Below are 19884 nucleotides of genomic sequence, written 5' to 3'. Positions count from 1 at the left end.
CTAGCGTTGCCGGCCGTCGTCGGGGCTGTCCTTCAGGGCAGCCTCGGCGGCGGCTTTCTGCACCACGGCCTCCAGTTCATCGGCGGTGAGCAGCTCCCGGTGCAGGTGCTTGGTGCGGTAGCCGGCGCGGCCCACCATGTGGGCGGACACGGGCACCGTCAGCAGCTGGAAGATCCAGGCCACCACCAGCACCGGCCACACCCACCATGTCCGCATCTGCAGCCCAATCGCGGCCAGCAGAAGGAACAAGCCCAGGACCTGGGGCTTGGTGGCGGCGTGCATGCGGCTCAGCAGGTCCGGGAAACGGAGCAGGCCGATCGCGGCGCCCAGGGACATGAGTGCGCCCACCACCATGAATATGGCCGACACAAGGTCGATCCAGGCGTCAGGGCCGGAAAAGTCAGGACTCATCAGGCTTCACCCTCCGGTCCGCCACGAACCTCGCCACCGTCACGGACCCGATGAAGCCGATGACGGAGATGGCCACCACCAGCATCAGGTTGTTCAGGTGCCGGTTCACGGCCATGTCGATGCACAGCGCCCCGCCCAGGATGGCCAGCAGCACGTCGGTGGCGAGCACCCGGTCCAGCAGCGAAGGTCCGCGCGCGATCCGGATGATGGCCGCGGCCGCGGCCAGCGAGAAGATGACGGCTGTAACAGCCAGGACTACATGCATCATGCGGCGGCCTCCATTCGGACGGCTTCAAGTTCTTCCCGGCTGCCCATGATCCGGATCAGGCCGGCCTCGATGGACCGCACTTCGTTCCGCAGGCCCTCCACGTCTTCCGGCGAGGTGATGTTGAGTGCGTGCAGGTAAAGGGTGGACGTGGAGCGATCCACCTCCACCACCAGGGACCCCGGGATCAGGGAGATGACGTGCCCGGTGGCGGTGACGATCAGGTCCTGGTGGCTGCGCAGCCGGACGGCGACGACGGCGTTGGTTACCTTCGGCCCGCGGACCGTGGCGAGGTAGAGCACCTGGGCGCTGGCCACCACCACTTTCCACAGGAACACCAGGGCAAAGGGCGCCGCATAAAGGATGTTGAAGCGGCCGCTGAGCTCCACCGGCGGAAGGTAGAAGAGCCGGGCCACGCCCACGGCCAGCAAGGCACCGAACAGGAGGTTGCCTGGGCTGAAATCCTGCCATAGGGCGCCCCAGACAACCACCAGCCAGACCAGGAGCGGCAGTTCCTGGCGCAGGGAGATTCGTTTGCGGCTCATCGTGCTCCTCCCCCGGCGGTTGTCCCGGCAGCTGAACCCGGTACGGCGGTGCCCTCACCCAGGACCGCCTGGATGTACGGTGCCCGGTCCAACATGTCCCGTGCGGCCCGGTCCGAAAGACTGAACAGCGGCCCGGCAAAAACGGTCAGGGCGACACCGAGGACCACCAGGCCCGCCGTGGAACCCACCATGGTGCGCGGCAGGAGGGTCACGGTGTTGTTGGCCTTGGCTCCGGGCCCGGAAGCCCTCGCCCCAGGCGCGGCGAGCAGCACCGGGTCCGGATGTTCGGCGTCGGTTGGGCGGCGCCAGAACGCGCGGTTCCATACCCTGGCGATGGCGAGCAGCGTCAGGAGGCTGGTCACCACACCGCCGATCACCAGCGCGTAGGCCAGCGGCGTGCCCAGCTCCACGCCGGCCTGCAGCAGCCCCACCTTGCCCAGGAATCCGGAGAACGGCGGGATGCCGGCCAGGTTCATCCCGGGAATGAAGAACAGCAGCGCCAGCATGGGCGAGAGCTTGGCCAGGCCGCCCAGCCGGTCCACCGAGGAACTGCCACCCCGGCGTTCAATCAGGCCGGTTACCAGGAAGAGGCTGGTCTGGATGGTGATGTGGTGCGCCACGTAGAAGACTGCCGCGGCCAGCCCCACCGCCGAGGACATGGCCAGGCCGAACACCATGTAGCCGATGTGGCTGACCAGGGTGAACGAAAGCAGGCGCTTGATGTCGCTCTGGGCCAGCGCACCCAGGATACCCACCACCATGGTCAGCAGCGCCGCCACCATCAGGGGTGTGTTCAGGGTGTCGCCGGGGAACAGCAGGGTCTCGGTCCGGACCATCGCGTACACGCCCACCTTGGTGAGCAACCCGGCGAATACCGCGGTGACCGGCGCCGGGGCCGTGGGGTAGGAGTCCGGGAGCCAAAAGGAGAGGGGAAAGACGGCTGCCTTGATGCCGAACGCCACCAGCAGCATCACGTGCAGGAGCGTTTTGGTGCCCTGGTCCAGTTCGCCGAGCTTGATGGCCAGGTCCGCCATGTTGACCGTGCCGGTGGCGCCGTAGACCATGGCGATGGCGATCAGGAACAGCACCGAGGACACTACGGACACCACCACGTAGGTGACGCCGGCCCGGATGCGCGGCCCGGTGCCGCCCAGGGTCATCAGCACGTAGCTTGCGGTCAGCAGGATCTCGAAGCCGACGTACAGGTTGAAGAGGTCCCCGGACAGGAACGCGTTGGACACCCCGGCCACCAGGATCAGGTAGGTGGGGTGGAAGATCGAGACCGGGGCGTCCTCGTCGCCGTCGGCCATGCCCTGCCCGGTGGCGTAGACCAGCACGGCCAGGCTCACGGCGGAGGACACCACCAGCATCAGCGACGAGAACTGGTCCACCACCATGACGATGCCGAATGGCGGCACCCAGCCGCCCAGGTTCACCGCGGTGGTGCCGCCGTTCCAGGCGGACGCCAGCAGGAGGCACTCAAGCAGCAGGGTCAGCGACAGCAGGGCGATGCTCACCGCACGCTGGGCCCGGGAGTGCCGGATGAGCAGGAAGGTGAGGGCGGCGCCCAGGATGGGAAGGACGACGGCGAGCGGGGCCAGGCTTGCAATGTTCACTTGCCGCCTCCTTCCGGGTTGGGATCAATGTTGAGCGAGCCGGGCTTTTCCTCCGCGGCAGCGTGTTCGGCGGGCATCTCCCGGCCGCCGGCCACCAGCGTGGCCACGGCCTGGTCCGTTTCGTGGCCCCCGTCCGCCCTGTCCAGGTTCGCGGTGGAAGCCCCATGGTTGGAGACGTCCCGGCCGTCGGACCCGAGCATAGTGAGCGGAAACTCGGAGGTTTCCGCGGGGACTTCAGCGTCGTCCTCGGCGTCAAAGCTGGGGGTCGCCGCCACGCGGCGGTCCTCAAGGTCGTCCTGGATCTCGTCCTGGCGGGCCAGGACCCAGGTGCGGTAGATGATGCCCAGCATGAACGCTGTGACCGCGAAGGAAATCACGATCGACGTCAGGATCAGGGCCTGCGGCAACGGGTCGTTGTACTCCTGGGCGGCCCTGTCCTTGGCGAACAGCGGCGCCAGGCCGGCGTAGCCGCCGGTGGCCAGGATCAGCAGGTTGGTGGCGTTGGCCAGGAGCATCAGCCCCAACAGCACCCGGGTGAGGCTGCGTTCCAGGATCAGGTAGATCCCGCAGGCATACAGGGCGCCCATCACGATCAGCAGTGTCAGGTTGACGCTCATGCGTGGCCCTTTACGGTGGTCTCGGCAGGAATCCCGTCCGGTTCCTGTTCCTGCTGGTCCTGTTCCCGCTGGCCCTGGACCTGCATGCGGTCAGGTTCCCGCCCGTGCCGGTCGTGGTCCGGTTCGTGCCCGCCCCCGGCGGACCGCTCCTCCATGTGCTCATCAATTTCGGCCCCGAGGCTGCGCAGCACGTCCAGCACCAGGCCCACCACCACGATGTAGACGCCGATATCGAAGATGGTGGAGGTGACGAACTTAATGTCCCCGAACACCGGCAGCCACACCTGGATGATGGCGGACTGGAACACCTGGCCACCCAGCAGCAGGGGCATCACCCCGGAGACGGCAGCCAGGGCCAGGCCGGTCCCCAGCAGGCCGCCGGCACTGATTGGCGCCGCTTCCCGGAGTTCGAAGCGCCCGCCGGCCAGGTAGCGGATGGTCAGGGCCAGACCTGCGGTGAGGCCGCCGGCAAAGCCGCCGCCCGGCAGATTGTGGCCCGCCAGCAGCAGGTAGAGCGAAAAGATGATCATCGAGTGGAAAATCAGGCGGGTGATCACCTCGAAGATGATGGAGCGGCGCTCCGGGGCCAGCGTCCGCCCTGCCACGATCCACGCGTCGCGGGCCGAGGCTGCAAACCTCCGGCTGATGGCCAGTGCGGCCCCGTCACGGGATCCGGGGTCCACGCCGCGGTATCGCCCCACGGTGCCCTCCGCAACGGACGCCGACGCCTGCAGGCGGTCGCCGCGTCCCCGCACGAAGATCAGGCTGGCCACGCCGGTGGCGGCGAGCGCCAGCACGCTGATTTCCCCGAACGTATCCCAGGCGCGGATGTCCACCAGGGTCACGTTGACCACGTTCAGCCCGCCGCCGCCCTCATAGGCAAGCTGCGGGAACTGCAGCGAGATGGGAATCGCGGTGCGGGCGCCCATGGCGAAGATGGCGGCGAACACCATGGTCACGCCGAATCCCACGCCGATGATGACGCGCACCACCCGGTACCTGCCGCCGGTACGGTCGCGCAGCTCGGGCGGCAGGCTCCGCATGGCCAGGACGAAGGCCACCAGAATGATGGTCTCCACCAGCATCTGGGTGAGGGCCAGGTCCGGGGCACCCTGCAGCGCAAACACCAGTGCGATGCCGTACCCGGTCACGGACACCATCAGGACTGCAAGGAAGCGCTTGTTGGCCTTGACGGCGGCGAGGGCGCCAATCACGATGCCTGCGCCGGCCACGAGCTGCAGCGGGGAGTTGGGATCCACCAAATAGACGTTCTGCGGCATGGCGGTACCGCCCAGCACGATGGCCACGAGCGGCAGGACGAATGCCACGCTGAGGATCACGGCAAGGTAGAAGTACAGGGAACCGCGCTGCGTGCGCCCGGTGATCCAGACCGCCGCGTCATCCAGGGCCCCAATGGTCAGCTGGTAGGCGCGGTCGCCGTCCACCCATGCCGGGACCAAGGACTGGGCGCGGGCCACCGCGCTGCGGCCAAAGTACATGGCGGCGCCCAGCACGAAGGTGAGGGCTGTCAGCCCAAGCGCCGGAGTGAATCCATGCCACAGCGCAAGGTGCCCGGCTTGCTCGGCCGGAGTGCCGGCGTCGGGCGCTGTGGAAGCGAAAAGCGCGGCGTACGGCTGGATCCAGGCATCCACGGGAAGCGGCCAGAGCCCATAAACGATGGTGAGGAGGCTGAGGATCGCGGGAGCGGCAAGGAAGGAGGGTGTGATCGCCTTGAACGGAGTGGGTTCCACGCCTGGCTTGACGGCAAAGGCACCCCACATGAAGCGGGCGCTGTAGGCAAAGGTGAGGATGGAACCCAGCACCAGTCCCACCAGGACCACCAGGGCCCACGGTCCGGAGTGCGGTTCCTTGGCGTGGTGCACGAAGGCTTCCAGCACCGATTCCTTGGCCACGAAGCCGCCCAGCAGCGGAATGCCCGCCATGGACGCGGCACCGATTGCGGCCACGATGCCCAAAGCGCGTGAGGAGCGGAAGACGCCGGACAGCTTGCGCACGTCCCGGGTTCCGGACTGGTGGTCGATGATGCCCACCACCAGGAAGAGCGTGGCCTTGAACAGGCCGTGGGCCAGCAGCATGGCCAGGCCCGCGAGCGCGGCGTCGGGCGTTCCCAGGCCCACCACCATGGTGAGGAAGCCCAGCTGGCTGACGGTGCCGTAGGCAAGGATCAGCTTGATGTCGGTTTGCCGCAGCGCCCGGTAGCCACCCACCAGCATGGTGGCCAGGCCCAGCCCCAGGACAACGGGCTGCCAGTAGGCAGTCTCCGAAAAGCCGGGCGCGAGCCGTGCCACCAGGTAGATGCCGGCCTTCACCATGGCGGCGGCATGCAGGTAGGCGCTGACGGGAGTGGGCGCGGCCATGGCGCCGGGCAGCCAGAAGTGGAACGGGACCAGCGCGGATTTGGTGATGGCACCGACCATGATGAGGACGACGGCGGCGCTCACCATGGCGGCCGAAGGGCCGGTTGCCAGCGCGGCGGCTTGCTCCATGATGCTGGAAATGCGGTAGGTCCCGGCGGTGTAGCCGAGCATGATGAGGCCCACCAGCATGGCCAGGCCGCCGGCGGTGGTGACCATCAGCGCTTGGAGGGCGGAGCGGCGGGCGGCAAGCCTGGTCCGGGCGAAACCGATCAGCAGGTAGGACAGGATGGTGGTCAGTTCCCAGAAGATGAACAGCAGCAGGAGGTCATCCGCGGTGACCAGGCCGAACATGGCACCGGCAAAGGCCAGCAGCTGGGCACCGAACGCACCCAGGTCCTGGTCCTTCCTCTTGAAGTACCGCGCGCAGTAGACCAGCACCAGGGAGCCGACGCCGAGGACCAGGAGGGACATCACCCAGGCCAGCGCGTCCATGCGGAAAGCCAGTTCCAGATGGAGGCTGGGGATCCATTCGAAGATCTCGGTGATGGTTCCGGGCCCGGAATAGATGGGGCCGTGCTGGAGCATCAGCCAGCCGAAGGAAATCGCGGGAACTGCAGCAAGCGCATAAAAAGTGTTGCGGCCCCAGACCCTGAAAAGGAAGGGCGCGAGGACAGCCACCGAAAAGTGCACGGCAAGGACTGTGATCACTGGATTCTCCGCAACGTCAGGGATTCGATTGTCAAAAGTTGGAGCAGGCGGCAAAAAAGTAAGGTTCGGGAGGGTCCAGTTTACCAAGGTAGGTGCGCTATCCTTCACCCTCACTGGCTCGCAACGGACAGAATCCCCGGCAGCACGGGCCCGTGCTGCCGGGGGTGTTCGCCGTCGGCGGATACGATGCATCGTATGAACAGCGCCAGCGCGCCGGGGGCAATGCAGCCGGCCTCGGAACTCGAAGCCGGAACCGCTTCCTCCAGCAAGGGCCGCATCCTGGCCTGGGCCTCCTGGGACTGGGGTTCGGCGGCCTTCAATGCAGTGATGACCACCTTCGTCTTCACCGTTTACCTGACATCCAATGCCTTTGGCGGCGAGGACAGCACATCTGCAGTGCTGGGCGCGGCCCTGGCCGTGGGCGGATTCGCCATCGCGCTGCTGGCACCCGTGACCGGCCAGCGCTCCGACGCCGGCGGCCGGCGCAAGCTGTGGCTGGGAGTGAACTCAGCCGTCGTCGCCATCCTCACGGCCCTGTGCTTCTTCGTGTTCCCTCGCCCGGAGTTCCTGCTCCTCGGGGCATGCCTGATCGCCCTGGGGAACGTGTTCTTCGAATTCGCCGGGGTCAACTACAACGCCATGCTGGCCCAGGTTTCCACGCCGCAGAACATCGGAAAGGTCAGTGGCTTCGGCTGGGGCGCCGGCTACCTGGGCGGAATCGTGGCCCTCCTGATCGTCCTGCAACTGTTCGTCCAACCCGCCTTTGACTGGTTCGGTGCGTCCACCCAGGACAGTCTCAACATCCGGCTCGTGGCCGTCTTCTCCGCCCTGTGGTTCTTCGTCTTTGCCCTTCCGGTCCTGTTCGCCGTCCCTGAGCTGCCCCGGTCACGCCAGGCCACCCGCCTCGGCTTCCTGGCCAGCTACGGACTGCTTTTCCGCCGGATCAAGGCCATCTACGCCACCAGCCCGCACACCATCTACTTCCTGCTGGCCAGCGCCGTGTTCCGCGACGGGCTCGCCGCCGTCTTCACGTTCGGCGGGATCATCGCTGCCGGGACATTTGGCTTTGCCCTGTCCCAGGTGATCTTCTTCGCCATCTTCGGGAACGTGGTGGCGGCCATCGGCGCGATGCTGGGCGGGTTCCTTGACGACAAAGTGGGTCCCAAGGCTGTTATCACCAGCTCCCTGGTGGGACTCCTCGTGGCCGGGACCGCCATCCTGGTCCTGGGCAACGGCAACTATTCCTTCTTCGGAATGCAATGGGCGGGCAGCACCACCTTCTGGGTGTTCGGACTGTTCCTCTGCCTGTTCGTCGGGCCGGCCCAGTCGTCGTCGCGCGCGTACCTGGCCAGGCTCGCACCACACGGGGAGTCCGGCGAACTCTTCGGCCTGTATGCCACCACCGGCCGGGCCGTCAGCTTCCTTGCGCCCGCCCTGTTCACGCTCTGCATCACCCTGGCAACCCCACTGGTGCCTGCCGGACAGGCACAGCGGTGGGGCATCCTTGGCATCATGGTGGTCCTGCTGGCCGGACTCCTGGTGCTGCTCCCGGTGAAGTCGCCCGCAAAGGCGCCCGTCGCCGTCGTACCCGCCAGCTGAAACACCGCGTTCGGGTCCTGGTCCGGGGCTCCGCCAACTGTTGGAACGCAGACTAGGCTGGAGCCATGAACGTGGACGAAACGAACCTTCCGGGCCTGGGCCTCCGGAAGGATTTCATGACCGCCTCCGGGCGCCGCATCGGCGTGGTGGAGCGGCGGGAAGGCCAGACGGAACTCATCGTTTCCACCTGGGACGACCCCGACACCTGCCAGGCTTCGATTCCGCTGACCAGCGACGAAGCAGCCACCCTTGGCAACCTCCTGGGCGGCACGCACCTGGCCATGAAGCTCGCAGAGGAGCACAAGGACGTGCCGGGCATTGTCACCCGGCAGTTCTCCATCGCCGCCGACTCCCCGTTCCAGAACCAACCCATGGGCAAGGCGTCCATCCGCACCCGGAGCGGCGTCTCCATCGTTGCCATCATGCGCGAGGGTGAGGTGCTGCCATCGCCTGGGCCCGACGTCGTCCTCCACCCCGGTGACCTGCTGGTGGCCGTGGGCACCCAGGAAGGCCTCGATTCAGCGGCCCATATCCTGCGCCACGGCTAGTTCCCATGGACCCGTTGGCCCAGACCCTCGTTGAACTGGGGGCCGTCGTGTTCTGCCTCGGCCTCCTGGCCAGGCTGGCCGGACGGATCGGCATGTCGCCCATCCCGTTCTACCTGCTGGGTGGGCTGGCATTCGGTGCCGGCGGCATCATCAAGCTCGAAGGCATGCACGAATTCGCCCATCTCTCCGGCGAAATCGGCGTTATCCTCCTCCTGCTTATGCTCGGGCTGGAATATACGGCTGCTGAACTTTTTACGGGGCTGCGCCGTTCGTGGCAGGCCGGCATCCTGGACCTCGTCCTGAACTTCCTGCCCGGCGCGGGGCTCGCGCTGCTCCTGGGCTGGGGCGGCGTGGGAGCCATGGTCATGGGCGGGGTCACCTACATCTCCTCTTCAGGCATCGCCGCAAAGGTCATCACGGACCTGGGCCGGCTCGGAAACCGCGAAACGCCCGTGGTGCTGTCCATCCTGGTGTTCGAGGACCTGGCCATGGCCGTCTACCTGCCCATCCTCACGGCCACGCTGGCCGGGGTCAGTTTCCTGGGCGGGCTCACCACGGTGGGGATTGCCCTGGCGGTGGTCAGCGTGGTGCTGATGGTGGCGCTGCGGCACGGGCACCATGTGTCCAAGGCCGTCCACAGCGAGAACTCCGAGGTCTTCCTGCTCAACGTCCTGGGCGCCGCCCTGCTGGTGGCCGGCGTAGCATCCGCCATGCAGGTCTCGGCGGCGGTGGGGGCCTTCATGCTGGGCATCGCCATCTCAGGTGCCACCGCGCACAATGCCACCCGGATCCTTGAGCCGCTGCGGGACCTGTTTGCCGCGATCTTCTTTGTGGCGTTCGGGCTCAACACGGACCCCACCTCCATTCCGCCGGTGCTGGGCTGGGCCCTGGTCCTGGCGGTAGCAACGGCGGGCACCAAGATGATCACGGGGATCTGGGCCGCCAAGCAGGCCGGGATCGCCCGGCCCGGCCGTTTCCGGGCGGGCGCGGCCCTGGTGGCCCGCGGCGAATTCTCCATCGTGATCGCGGGCCTGGCTGTGGCCTCGGGGGCGGTTCCGCATGACCTTGCGGCGCTGGCCACCGCCTACGTGCTGCTGATGGCGGTGCTGGGTCCGCTGGCCGCGCGCTATGTGGAGCCGCTGGCCAAGCCGTTCATCCGGCCGCGGGCGGTGGCCCCGCAGCTTTAGGGCCCGGGAGTGTTTTAGGGTTTTTGGCTCAGCTCTTACCTGGTGGTGCCGCTAAATGCTGGTGCGGTGGAAGTTCAGGTGGCTGCGGCTGGCGGTGGGGCCGCGCTGGCCCTGGTACCGGTTTCCGTATTCCCCCTGGCCGTACGGGTACTCTGCAGCCGAACTCAGCCGGAAAAAGCAGAGCTGGCCAATCTTCATGCCCGGCCACAGCTTGATGGGCAGGGTTGCCATGTTGGACAGCTCAAGGGTGACGTGGCCGGAAAAGCCGGGGTCGATGAACCCTGCAGTGGAGTGCGTCAGCAGGCCCAGCCGGCCCAGCGATGACTTGCCTTCCAGCCGGGCAGCGATGTCATCGGGCAGCGTCACGGTCTCATAGGTGGAACCCAGGACAAACTCCCCCGGGTGCAGGATGAAGGCCTCGTCCTGCTCCACTTCCACCAGCCGGGTCAGTTCGGGCTGCTCCTGCGCGGGATCAATGTGCGCGTACTTGTGGTTGTCGAACAAGCGGAAGAACTTATCAATCCGGACATCCACGGACGACGGCTGGACCATCGCCGGATCGTACGGTTCCAGCACGATCCGCTGGGAATCAATTTCGGCTCGAATGTCACGGTCAGAGATCAGCACCGTCCCAAATTACCGTATCGGTTATCCACAGCCACACTTTCCCGTTGTTGCTGTGGCCTCCTGGGGCTAATGTTGCGATTGAAAGCCGCCGGAATGGTCTCCCGGATGGCGTAACAGAGCTGGGGATGTTGTGAATAAATTAGTGGCACCGTCTTTTATTGGCGTGCTCTGTGCATTGGCGTTGGTCTCTTCGTCGGATGCCGTGCCGCCCGGGCCGCTGCCATTCGGCCAGGCATCGGGGACAGCGAGCATTACACTGCAGACCCCGCTGGTCCGCAGCGGCGGAACCTCCACCCAGGCGGACCCGGCAGGAAGACTCACTCCTGCCGTGGACCCCGACATCCGCGTCGCTTCCCCCTTGACCGGGGCAAGCCCGGCACCGGAGCCCGCTCCCCCGACGGCCACGCCCGCCCCGGACCTCGCCCCTCCGTCCTCCGGTACAGGGGTTGCGCCTTCCACGGAAACGCTGGGATCTCCGGAGGCCACTGCCGCTTCCACGGAGTCCACCCCCCAGACGGCTTCCATCCCTCCACTGTGGGCACCGGACCAGGAACTCGGCTCGCCCTCCACAACGCAGCTGGCGGCTCCCCAACCCGCTCCGGCCCTGTCCGCCGAGGCACTGGTACCGGACAGCAACGCGTCCGCCATCCTTACCGTGTTCACCAAGATCAACGAGTACCGGGTGGCCAACGGCCTTAACAAGGTCAAGTACCACCCCACGGTGGCCGGGATGTCGCAGGAATGGTCGGACAGCATCGCTACGCGCGAAGTGATTGAACACCGGGCGAGCTTCTGGACCGATCCCCGCGCCCTGAATCCCAACAACGGCGCGGGCGAAGTCATTGCCATCCGCACCGACCGCGACGCCGCCCAGCTCGTGGAGTGGTGGAAGGGTTCACCGGGCCACAACGCCATGCTTCTGGACCCGCGCTTCAACGTAATGGGCGCCGGGATCTCCTACACCAACTCCACCTATCAGATCTGGGGTGTGGTGAACTTCTTCGGGTACACCACGCTGCCGGCAGGGACCCTTGATTCCCCGGGCGGCGCAGGGTCGGGCGGGGCTCTCCCGCCGCCGCCGCCGAGCCTGTGCGACGCGCCCGTCAAGCACATGCCGCCCACCCTCAACCTCGCCGCCGCGGCAATCACCGGCCCGGCCGACCTCGTTTCCGTCGACTCCGCCGGCCAGCTGCTGAACCGGGCCTCCACCGGGCCCCGCACCTACGCCGCGCCCAAGGTCATCGGATCCGGCTTCGGCGGAGCCAAGGAAGTCTTTGTCACCGACTGGGACCGGGACGGCGCCTATGACGTCCTGACACAGTGGACCGGCGGCAATCTGACCCTGCACAGGGGGATCGCCAGCGGCGGCTTCCAGGCGCCCATCACCCTCGGTACCGGCGGCTGGAACACCCTGACCCTGGCGGTCGGGGGCTGGTGCGCCAACAACCGCATGCCCCAGATCCTGGCCCTGGACAGCGCCGGCAATCTGTTCCTGTATGCCAACAAGGGCACGGGGGATATCGCGGACCGGGTGGCCATTGCCACCGGCGTCTACGCCTCCCGGCTCTCCATGGTGGACTACGACGCCGACGGCTTCCAGGACGTCCTGGCGTTGAAGGCTGACGGCACCGTGCAGCTCTACCGCGGGTGGGGCACCACCGCCGTCCGCGCTGAGGCCCGGCCCACCGTCGCGACCGGGTGGACGGATGTTACGGGAATCCGTCCGCTGCGCAATGTCACCGGGCTGAATTCCACTGGCATAGCGCTTCGGCGGGCCAACGACACCGTGCAGTACTGGGACCTGACCTGGGGAAGTCTCGCGTCGCCGTCGAACATTGCCGGACCCTGGACCGGGCAACGGCTGGCGCAGTAGGCCAAAGCCCGCGCCAGCAGCTGAAACCCGGAGCCCTGCGCCCCGCAGCCGGGGTCAGATTGCGGGCTGCAGTTCCAGTACGTGCTTCAGCCGGTCCAGCTGGGCCACGTCGGAGCTGACGCGGCGCTGCAGCATCCCGTCGAGGAACGTGAACCTGCTAAGGAAGCCGAAGCGGCCGCCGCGTTTCGCTTCCATGGCAAACCGCACGCGGGTCCCGGCGTCCTCGGTGCTGAGATAGTAGCCGCCCCAGCGCGTTGCAGGGCCGGAGACTATGTGGAATTCGATTTCCGCCCCGGGCCGCAGATTGGTGATCTCCAGCTCCGCCGGGATGCTCAGGCCGGAACGGCCGGCCACCATTTTGCGGTACACCGCGCCCGTGGCATCGGCCGGCCCCTGGACGAGCTTCACGCTCCGGACGTCGCTGCGCCATGCGGGAAGGTTGGTCGCGTCAAGGAGGTATTGGTACACGGCCATGGCGTCGCGTTCTATGAGGACCTCGTGCTCTGCGATTGCCATGTAGAAAAGTTCCTGTGGTTGACGTCGGCTGCCGCAATAGCTGCCTCCCCCAAATGCGGCCGCTACCCGGATCAGGTTAGCCAGCCCTCCCCGCCCGGACCTAGCAGGCAGCGCGGACGTTATTGAAGAGTTACTGGATGACGTTGCCGGTTGCAGGTCAGGCTTTAAGGACACGAAGCCGCTGCTTGCCCGGGTTGGCGGGGAGCCCGCAGATCTGCGCTAAGCTAAGTTCTGCCCCGCTCAAGCGAGGGCGCTGCGGCTGTAGCTCAATGGTAGAGCGCTAGCTTCCCAAGCTTGATACGCGGGTTCGATTCCCGTCAGCCGCTCCAATCCCTTCCTGCCGGACCCGGCGCCCTTCCCCTCTTGCCCGGCCCCTTGTGTACACGGCCCTGTTACGCAGCCGCCCGCCGCGCGATCTGCACCGGATGCCGCCGGTCCCGCCAGTCCACTTTGAGCTGGAGCGAGCCCTTCCGCGCCAGGATTGCTGCCACCGTCGCGGCCGCAAGCGCCGGGACGCCCCCGGAAACCAGCAGGGCAACATGCGGATTGGCATGCTCGGCGATCGAACCCAGCATGAAGCCACCCAGCGCCTGGCCCCCGATCTGCACCATGATGTACAGGCTCATCACACGGCCGCGGATGCCCAGGTTGGAACTGACCTGCACCAGCTGGTTGCAGCCGGTCAGGAACATGAGGCACCAGAATCCGGACAGGACCATTACCGCGCCGAAGGTCACCATGGACGGGGCAAGCGCGGCAAGGCACAGCATCAGGCCGTACATCCCGGCGCAGAACACCACGGACCGAAGGCGCAGTTGACGACGGCGGGTGGATGCCACTGCCCCGGACAGGGCACCGAGTGCCACCAGGGCGTTGAGCACGCCGTAGCCGCCGGCGCCCACCTGGAAGATGTGGTCCGCGAAAGCTGCGAGGATGACGGGCAGGCTCATGGCGAAGACTGAGACGAATCCGGCCATCAGCCAGGGCCAGTAGATGGTGGGCTTGCTCAATGCATAGCGGAGCCCCTCCCGCAGCATTCCCTTGCTCTTGGGTGTGGGGGCACTGACGAACAGCTGGTCCTTCCGCAGGACCAGGAGCATCACCACGGTGGAGCAGCAGGCCAGGGCGTTGGCCGCGAAGGCCCAGCCTGCGCCCACCGCCGTCAGCAGGAGCCCTGCGATGGCCGGGCCTATCAGGCCGCCCAACTGGAAGGTGGTGGAGTTGACGCTGATGGCGTTCCGCAAATACGTAGGGCCCACAAGTTCGTTGACGAACACTTGGCGTGCGGGCTGGTCGAGGACTGTCACCAGGCCCAGGATCAGGGCAATGCCGTAGACGTGCCCCACCATGATGACGCCGGTGAGGGCAAGGGTGGCCAGCGTTGCGGCAAGGACGGCGGCCACGCTCTGGCACAGGATAAGGATCTTGCGCTTGGCGAAGCGGTCGGCGATCATGCCGCCCCAGGGGCCCAGCAGCAAGGAGGGCAGGAACTGCAGCGCCACGGTGATGCCCACTGCCGTTACCGAGCCGGAGAGCTGGAGCACCAGCCAGTCCTGGGCGATCCTCTGCATCCAGATGGCGATGACGGCGATGAAGTGGCCTGCCGCGAAGATCCGGAAATTCGGTACCTTCAGCGAGATGAAGGTGTGCTTCCACGGGAGCCGCTCGGCGACGACGGGAATTGGCTGGGTTTGGTTCTCCGGCGGCGCTGAGCCCGCCGCGTCGATGACTGGCTGGGAGATGGAGGCCGACGAAGGCGGTGGGGGTGCCACAGGGATGTCCTCAAAATTGCGGGGCGGTCTGGGATGCCCTTAACGCTAGGCTGGCGGAGCAGATTATGGAGGCGTATGGTCCCTATAACTCGTATTGCGATACGCAATAGCATCGCCGCCCCAGAGACACCGGAGTCCCGCATGTTCGAACCAGCCCAGTTGCGCTCCTTCCTGGCCGTTGCCGACACCCTCAGCTTCACCAAGGCCGCCGAGCGCCTGGGGCTGGCCCAACCAACCATCAGCCAGCACATCCGCAAGCTGGAGGCGGCTGCCAAACGCAGCCTGATCACGCGCGATACCCGCGACGTCCGGCTCACGGACAACGGCGACGCCATGGCCGGATTCGCGCGGAACATCCTGTCCGCCCACGGCGCCGCCGCCCGCTACTTTTCCGGCTCGGCCATGCGGGGCCGGCTGCGCTTCGGCACCGCGGACGACCTCGCCATCACGGGGCTGCCCCGGATCCTGCGCGAGTTCCGGCAGATCTACCCCCAGATCAACCTGGAACTGACGGTGGGGCAAAGCGACCAGCTGTACCGCAAGCTCAACGCCGGACAGCTGGACCTGGTCTTCGTGAAATGGGTGGCCGGGGCAAAGGACGGCACGGTGGTCCAGCACGATTCCTTCTCGTGGGTGGGCCTGGAGCAGACCGTGATGGAGCCGGGCACCCCGGTACCGCTGATCGCCTACCCCGCCCCCAGCCTCAGCCGGAAGCTCGCGATTGATGCGCTCGAAGCGCACGGCAGGACCTGGCGGATCACCTGCACCACGCGGCAGATCAGCGGCGTGCTGGCGGCGGTCCGGGCCGGCATCGGCGTCGCGGTGATGCCGACGTCGCTGGTCCCCGAAGACCTGAAGATCATCACCCGCCGCTTCGACCTTCCCGCCGTGGGGGACGTGGACTTCACCCTGATCCGCAATCCGCTGGCAAACGCCGAGGTGATCGAGGCCCTCACCCAGTCCATTGTCGGACGGACCATTAACCGGCAAACCTAACTCTCTTCCGGCATGATTTCCAGCATTTGGGGGAGTTAGGGGGTCCGTGTCCATTGATAGGGGGACTGGCATAGCCTATGCTGATTTTCCAAGGTCAAGCAGCAGGCCAGTTCACTAAATCAAGCGCGTCCCCGCATGCCGGAAACGCCGCTTGGGACAGGCAGCCAATGACGACAGCCAGGAACATCCATCTCGGTTCTGCCCACGCACGCCCGTACTCTGCACCACGGCCGTCCACCCGCCAGAACACCCTCGGAACCGGACACGCCTCCGTTGACTCCGGTTATGTGGGGAAACCCACCTGCGACAAGTGCCGTACCGACGAATTCGTCTACCTCGAGTCGTACATTCCGCCCACCTACCGGCGTGACGGAACCGTGGCCACCCTTGGCGAGGTAGCCTACACCTGCACGCGCTGCGAGGATTTCTCGGCGCACAGCGTCCCGGTCACCTGGACACCGCCCGGCTGGTACCTGGGCTAGCGCACATACAAAAGGTCCGGTGGTTGGCTTGTGTAAACAAGCCAACCACCGGACCTTTTTGCGCCTGCCTGCCCTAGATCAGCGCGTCCGACAGGTGGTTCGGGGTACCGAAGCGGTGGGCGGTGATGCTGACGGCCTGCTCATGCAGGAACGGCAGCAGCTCCACCCGGCCGGCTTCGGTCACGGCGTGGGCGTAGATGGCCAGGTCCGGGCGTCCGCCGGTCGCTTCGGCCAGCGCGGAGGCGTCGCCGCCGATCAGGCGGATGCGCGCGCCGGAGAGCTTGCCCGCTGCGGCGAGGTGAGCGGCGGCAGCCAGCCAGTCGGCGTCGGACTCCACCGTCACGTCGATGTCCTGTGCGGTGAGCACGGAACGCAGCTGTGCGGGAAGTTCGACGGCGGCGGACACCGTGAGTGCCGAGCCCGCCAGCACCCCGGCTGCCACTGTCCGGACGAGGTGTGCCAGCGGCGCACCTTCGGAGAGGCGGATGGTGACGGGCAGGCTGCGGTAGCGGAAGATGTTACGTTCGGCGCTCAGCCCGGAGACGTCCTTGGCGGTGCCGAACTCCGAAGCCCAGGCCTCGGCGTCGGATGCCAGGGCCCGCTGCACGGACTCAAGCTCTGCTGGCTGCAGGGCGGATCCGGTTGCATTCAAGATGCGGCGCACCCCCGGGTTGGTGACGGCTGCCGTCGCGGTGCTGGTGGCAGGAACCCAGTCGCCCAGACCGGCCAGGTAATTGGGGCCGCCCGCCTTGGTGCCGGCGCCAACGGCGGACTTCTTCCAGCCACCGAAGGGCTGGCGCTGGACGATGGCGCCGGTGATGCCGCGGTTCACGTAGAGGTTGCCGGCCTGGATGGTGTCCAGCCAGATGCCCAGTTCCTCGGTGTCGAGCGAGTGCAGGCCTGCGGTGAGGCCGTACTCGATCTGGTTCTGGATGGCGATGGCTTCTTCCAAGGTCTCGGCCGTCATGACACCCAGCACGGGGCCGAAGAACTCGGTGAGGTGGAAGTAGGAGCCGCGCTTGACGCCGTAGCGTACGCCCGGGCTCCACAGCCGTCCGGTGTCGTCGAGCTTCTTCGGTTCCACGGCCCAGTTTTCGCCGTCGCCCAGGGTGGTGAGGGCGTTGAGCAGCTTGCCGTTGGCGGGCTCGATGATCGGGCCCATCTGGCTGGTGGGGTCCTCAGGGTAGCCCACCTTGAGGGAGGTGACGGCGTCGATCAATTGGTTGTGGAACCGCTTGGACTTGGCCACCGAGCCCACCAGGATCACCAGCGAGGCGGCGGAACACTTCTGCCCGGCGTGGCCGAATGCGGAGTAGGCCACATCCTTTGCGGCCAGGTCCAGGTCAGCACTCGGAGTGACGATGATGGCGTTCTTGCCGCTGGTTTCGGCCAGCAGCGGCAGGTCCGCGCGGAAGGAGCGGAACAGTTCGGCGGTTTCGTAACCGCCGGTGAGGATCACGCGGTCCACGGCGGGGTGGCTGATGAGCTGGGTGCCGAGCTCGCGCTCCCCCAGCTGCACCATGGTCAGGGCGCCCTTGGGCACGCCGGCCTCCCACAGCGCTTCCACCATGACGGCGCCGCTGCGGGCGGCCTGCTTGGCAGGCTTGATCACGACGGCGGAGCCGGCGGCGAGTGCCGCAAGGGTGGACCCGGCGGGGATGGCGACCGGGAAGTTCCATGGCGGGGTGACAACGGTGAGCTTGGCCGGGACGAACGTGGCGCCGTCGACCGTGTCCAGCTTGCGGGCGGACTCGGCGTAGTAGTGGGCAAAGTCCACGGCCTCGCTGACCTCGGGATCGCCCTGGTCGATCGTCTTGCCGGTCTCGCTGGCCATGACCTCAAGCAGGTCAGCGCGGCGGCCCTCCAGGATCTCACCGGCACGGTGCAGGATCTCGGCGCGCTCATTGCCGGAGAGCTGGCCCCAGGCCTTGCCCTTCTCCAGTGCGTTGGCGATGGCGCTGTTGAGCGTTTCCTCGTCGTTGATGAACGCAGCCTTCACCGAGGCGTCGCCCAGGGTGGAGGCCGGGACCCGGTCCAGGATGGCGCGGCCCCAGGTGCGGTTGGCGGGGAGCGCTGGATCGGTGTCCGGGGTGTTCCGGAAACCGGTGTGCGGCATCGGCTCCGGCGGAAGGTTCCGGTCCTGGCGGCGGTTTGGCAGCGGGACGGTGTTGTCCAGGGCCTCCAGCGAGGAGAGGAAGCGCTGCTTTTCGCGCTCGAACAGGCCCTCGTTTTCGCTGAGCTCAAACACCGCGGACATGAAGTTTTCCTGGCTGGCGCCCTCTTCCAGGCGGCGGATCAGGTAGGCGATGGCTACGTCGAACTCGGCCGGGTGCACCACGGGCGTGTAAAGGAGCAGGGAGCCCACGTCCTTCTTAACCGCCTCGGCCTGGCCCTGCGCCATGCCCAGCAGCATCTCGAACTCGATGCCGGACTCCACGCCGCGCTGCTTGGCCAGGAGCCAGGCGAAGGCGATGTCGAACAGGTTGTGGCCGGCCACGCCGATGCGGATGTTCTTGATCCGCTCCGGGTGCAGCGCGTAGTTAATGACCCGCTTGTAGCTGGTATCGGAGTCCTGCTTGCTGCCCCAGGTGGCCAGCGGCCAGTCGTGGAGCGAGGACTCCACCTGTTCCATGGGCAGGTTGGCGCCCTTCACCACGCGGACCTTGATGCCGGCACCGCCGTTGGCACGGCGCTCCGCTGCCCAGTCCTGCAGGCGCATCATGGCGGACAACGCGTCCGGGAGGTAAGCCTGCAGCACAATGCCGGCTTCCAGGTTCTTGAACTCGGGCTTGTCCAGGATCCGGGTGAAGACCGCAATGGTCATGTCCAGGTCCTTGTACTCCTCCATGTCCAGGTTGATGAACTTTGCCTTGCGGCCACCCGAAGCGAAGGAGTTGGCGCGCTGGAAGAGCGGGGTGAGCTTTTCGACGACGTGTTCCACCGCCTCGTCGAAGGCCCAGGCGGAGTGCGGGGCCACAGTGGAGGAGACCTTGATGGAGACGTAGTCGACGTCGGGACGCGCCAGCAGGGTGTGCGTGCCCTCCAGGCGGCGGGAGGCCTCGTGCTCGCCGAGGACTGCCTCGCCGAGCAGGTTGACGTTGAGCTTGATGCCGTCCTTCTTGATCTTGGCGATGGCCGGGCCCAGCTTGGCGTCGGTGGCGTCAACGATCAGGTGGCCCACCATTTCGCGCAGTACCTTGCGGGCGATGGGGATGACCACCTGGGGCATGACGGGAGCGATGGTGCCGCCGAGGGCCACGGCGCTGCGCATGTACCAGGGCAGGAAGGCCGGAACCTTGGGAGCGAGTGCGGCGAGGTTGCGGGCTGCGACGTTCAGGTCCTCGGGGCGGACCACACCGTCCACGAAGCCGACAGTGAAATCCAGCCCGTTGGGGTCCTTGAGGACGCCGGCCAACTGCTGGGCGGAGGGGTCCACCGGCACCTTGGCGGCCTCGGTGAGCCAGTGGCGGACCAAGGCCACTGCCTCATCGGCGAGGGCCTTTGCCTGGGGGACGTCGACGTCGACCGTCTGCGGGGTGGCCGCTTTGACGACTGCCGGTTCCATTGCAACGTGGGTCATGGTTTTCCCGATCTTTCTTACGGTGGGAGGGGTCTTTCCACCAGTATGAGCTTCGAGTCACATAAGATAAAGCGATCTTTTCCAACCAATACAGGTTAGGAAAACCAATGAATTGTTCGGCCGCCGCAGGGGTCTTTAAATGCCGACGGCAGGCCTCCCACCCT

The 19884-nt window shown here is 66.6% G+C and carries 16 protein-coding genes and 1 tRNA gene; 7 read left to right on the top strand and 10 right to left on the bottom strand.

The genetic code is table 11. The features are described 5' to 3' along the window. From mnhG to FBY30_RS07730, 6 genes are read right to left on the bottom strand one after another with little or no spacing between them, the layout of a single operon-like run. Positions 1-411 (bottom strand): monovalent cation/H(+) antiporter subunit G, encoded by a 411-nt coding sequence (gene mnhG / locus FBY30_RS07755; RefSeq protein WP_142132342.1) that lies wholly within the window; start codon positions 409-411, stop codon positions 1-3. Beyond that, a complete protein-coding gene (locus tag FBY30_RS07750) occupies positions 401-679 on the bottom strand; it encodes a monovalent cation/H+ antiporter complex subunit F (protein ID WP_142132341.1) in 279 nt (92 codons plus the stop codon). Before FBY30_RS07750 ends, mnhG begins: the two co-directional genes overlap by 11 nt. Continuing rightward, entirely contained in the window at positions 676-1221 is a 546-nt protein-coding gene (locus tag FBY30_RS07745) for a Na+/H+ antiporter subunit E (protein WP_142132340.1), read from the bottom strand. The genes FBY30_RS07750 and FBY30_RS07745 overlap by 4 nt, the downstream gene beginning before the upstream one ends. After that, the gene (locus FBY30_RS07740) at positions 1218-2837 is read right to left on the bottom strand and encodes a Na+/H+ antiporter subunit D (RefSeq protein ID WP_142132339.1); all 1620 of its coding nucleotides are present in this window, start codon (positions 2835-2837) and stop codon (positions 1218-1220) included. The genes FBY30_RS07745 and FBY30_RS07740 overlap by 4 nt, the downstream gene beginning before the upstream one ends. Then, positions 2834-3454, bottom strand: coding sequence for a Na(+)/H(+) antiporter subunit C (locus FBY30_RS07735; RefSeq protein ID WP_142132338.1), 621 nt, complete (start codon positions 3452-3454; stop codon positions 2834-2836). The genes FBY30_RS07740 and FBY30_RS07735 overlap by 4 nt, the downstream gene beginning before the upstream one ends. Continuing rightward, positions 3451-6540, bottom strand: coding sequence for a Na+/H+ antiporter subunit A (locus FBY30_RS07730; protein WP_142132337.1), 3090 nt, complete (start codon positions 6538-6540; stop codon positions 3451-3453). Before FBY30_RS07730 ends, FBY30_RS07735 begins: the two co-directional genes overlap by 4 nt. Before the next feature lie 195 nt (positions 6541-6735). Between FBY30_RS07730 and FBY30_RS07725 the strand changes: the two genes are divergently transcribed. The 3 genes from FBY30_RS07725 to FBY30_RS07715 all read left to right on the top strand — a co-directional run bounded on the left by FBY30_RS07725 (position 6736) and on the right by FBY30_RS07715 (position 9874). Then, positions 6736-8139 (top strand): MFS transporter, encoded by a 1404-nt coding sequence (locus FBY30_RS07725; RefSeq protein ID WP_142132336.1) that lies wholly within the window; start codon positions 6736-6738, stop codon positions 8137-8139. A gap of 65 nt (positions 8140-8204) precedes the next feature. After that, the gene (locus FBY30_RS07720; protein ID WP_142132335.1) at positions 8205-8687 is read left to right on the top strand and encodes a cation:proton antiporter regulatory subunit; all 483 of its coding nucleotides are present in this window, start codon (positions 8205-8207) and stop codon (positions 8685-8687) included. Between the two features lie 5 nt (positions 8688-8692). Beyond that, positions 8693-9874 carry a cation:proton antiporter gene (locus tag FBY30_RS07715; protein WP_142132334.1) on the top strand — a complete coding sequence of 394 codons (1182 nt, stop codon included), beginning with the start codon at positions 8693-8695 and terminating at the stop codon, positions 9872-9874. 51 nt (positions 9875-9925) lie between these two features. On the opposite strand, the gene dcd is transcribed toward FBY30_RS07715, so the two are convergent. After that, positions 9926-10501, bottom strand: coding sequence for a dCTP deaminase (gene dcd / locus FBY30_RS07710; RefSeq protein ID WP_141161442.1), 576 nt, complete (start codon positions 10499-10501; stop codon positions 9926-9928). A gap of 142 nt (positions 10502-10643) precedes the next feature. Between dcd and FBY30_RS07705 the strand changes: the two genes are divergently transcribed. Further along, complete coding sequence (locus FBY30_RS07705; protein ID WP_235009374.1) at positions 10644-12374, top strand: CAP domain-containing protein; 1731 nt, start codon at positions 10644-10646, stop codon at positions 12372-12374. Between the two features lie 54 nt (positions 12375-12428). Here FBY30_RS07705 and FBY30_RS07700 read toward each other — a convergent pair whose 3' ends face one another. After that, the gene (locus FBY30_RS07700) at positions 12429-12890 is read right to left on the bottom strand and encodes an SRPBCC family protein (protein WP_142132333.1); all 462 of its coding nucleotides are present in this window, start codon (positions 12888-12890) and stop codon (positions 12429-12431) included. Positions 12891-13145: 255 nt separating this feature from the next. Between FBY30_RS07700 and FBY30_RS07695 the strand changes: the two genes are divergently transcribed. Further along, positions 13146-13219 (top strand) — tRNA-Gly (locus FBY30_RS07695). Positions 13220-13282: 63 nt separating this feature from the next. Here FBY30_RS07695 and FBY30_RS07690 read toward each other — a convergent pair. Continuing rightward, positions 13283-14662 (bottom strand): MFS transporter, encoded by a 1380-nt coding sequence (locus tag FBY30_RS07690; protein WP_142132332.1) that lies wholly within the window; start codon positions 14660-14662, stop codon positions 13283-13285. 141 nt (positions 14663-14803) lie between these two features. Here FBY30_RS07690 and FBY30_RS07685 point away from each other — a divergent pair, with 141 nt between their 5' ends. Continuing rightward, positions 14804-15658, top strand: a complete 855-nt coding sequence (locus FBY30_RS07685) for a LysR substrate-binding domain-containing protein (RefSeq protein ID WP_142132331.1) — start codon at positions 14804-14806, stop codon at positions 15656-15658. 167 nt (positions 15659-15825) lie between these two features. Then, positions 15826-16140, top strand: a complete 315-nt coding sequence (locus tag FBY30_RS07680; RefSeq protein WP_142132330.1) for a hypothetical protein — start codon at positions 15826-15828, stop codon at positions 16138-16140. A 73-nt stretch (positions 16141-16213) separates the two neighbouring features. Here FBY30_RS07680 and FBY30_RS07675 read toward each other — a convergent pair whose 3' ends face one another. Then, complete coding sequence (locus FBY30_RS07675; protein ID WP_142132329.1) at positions 16214-19720, bottom strand: bifunctional proline dehydrogenase/L-glutamate gamma-semialdehyde dehydrogenase; 3507 nt, start codon at positions 19718-19720, stop codon at positions 16214-16216. Positions 19721-19884 lie beyond the last annotated feature (164 nt).

This window comes from Arthrobacter sp. SLBN-83, from assembly GCF_006715285.1.
Taxonomy (GTDB): domain Bacteria; phylum Actinomycetota; class Actinomycetes; order Actinomycetales; family Micrococcaceae; genus Arthrobacter.
Note: the sequence above shows the minus strand (reverse complement) of the source record. Positions and strands in the feature narration are given on the sequence as shown.

Bases quoted from the DNA above. Each gene is read 5' to 3' on its own strand.
- mnhG (WP_142132342.1), bottom strand. From the start codon at position 411: ATGAGTCCTGACTTTTCCGGCCCTGACGCCTGGATCGACCTTGTGTCG.
- FBY30_RS07750 (WP_142132341.1), bottom strand. From the start codon at position 679: ATGATGCATGTAGTCCTGGCTGTTACAGCCGTCATCTTCTCGCTGGCC.
- FBY30_RS07745 (WP_142132340.1), bottom strand. From the start codon at position 1,221: ATGAGCCGCAAACGAATCTCCCTGCGCCAGGAACTGCCGCTCCTGGTC.
- FBY30_RS07735 (WP_142132338.1), bottom strand. From the start codon at position 3,454: ATGAGCGTCAACCTGACACTGCTGATCGTGATGGGCGCCCTGTATGCC.
- FBY30_RS07725 (WP_142132336.1), top strand. From the start codon at position 6,736: ATGAACAGCGCCAGCGCGCCGGGGGCAATGCAGCCGGCCTCGGAACTC.
- FBY30_RS07720 (WP_142132335.1), top strand. From the start codon at position 8,205: ATGAACGTGGACGAAACGAACCTTCCGGGCCTGGGCCTCCGGAAGGAT.
- FBY30_RS07715 (WP_142132334.1), top strand. From the start codon at position 8,693: ATGGACCCGTTGGCCCAGACCCTCGTTGAACTGGGGGCCGTCGTGTTC.
- FBY30_RS07700 (WP_142132333.1), bottom strand. From the start codon at position 12,890: ATGGCAATCGCAGAGCACGAGGTCCTCATAGAACGCGACGCCATGGCC.
- FBY30_RS07685 (WP_142132331.1), top strand. From the start codon at position 14,804: ATGTTCGAACCAGCCCAGTTGCGCTCCTTCCTGGCCGTTGCCGACACC.
- FBY30_RS07680 (WP_142132330.1), top strand. From the start codon at position 15,826: ATGACGACAGCCAGGAACATCCATCTCGGTTCTGCCCACGCACGCCCG.
- FBY30_RS07675 (WP_142132329.1), bottom strand. From the start codon at position 19,720: ATGACCCACGTTGCAATGGAACCGGCAGTCGTCAAAGCGGCCACCCCG.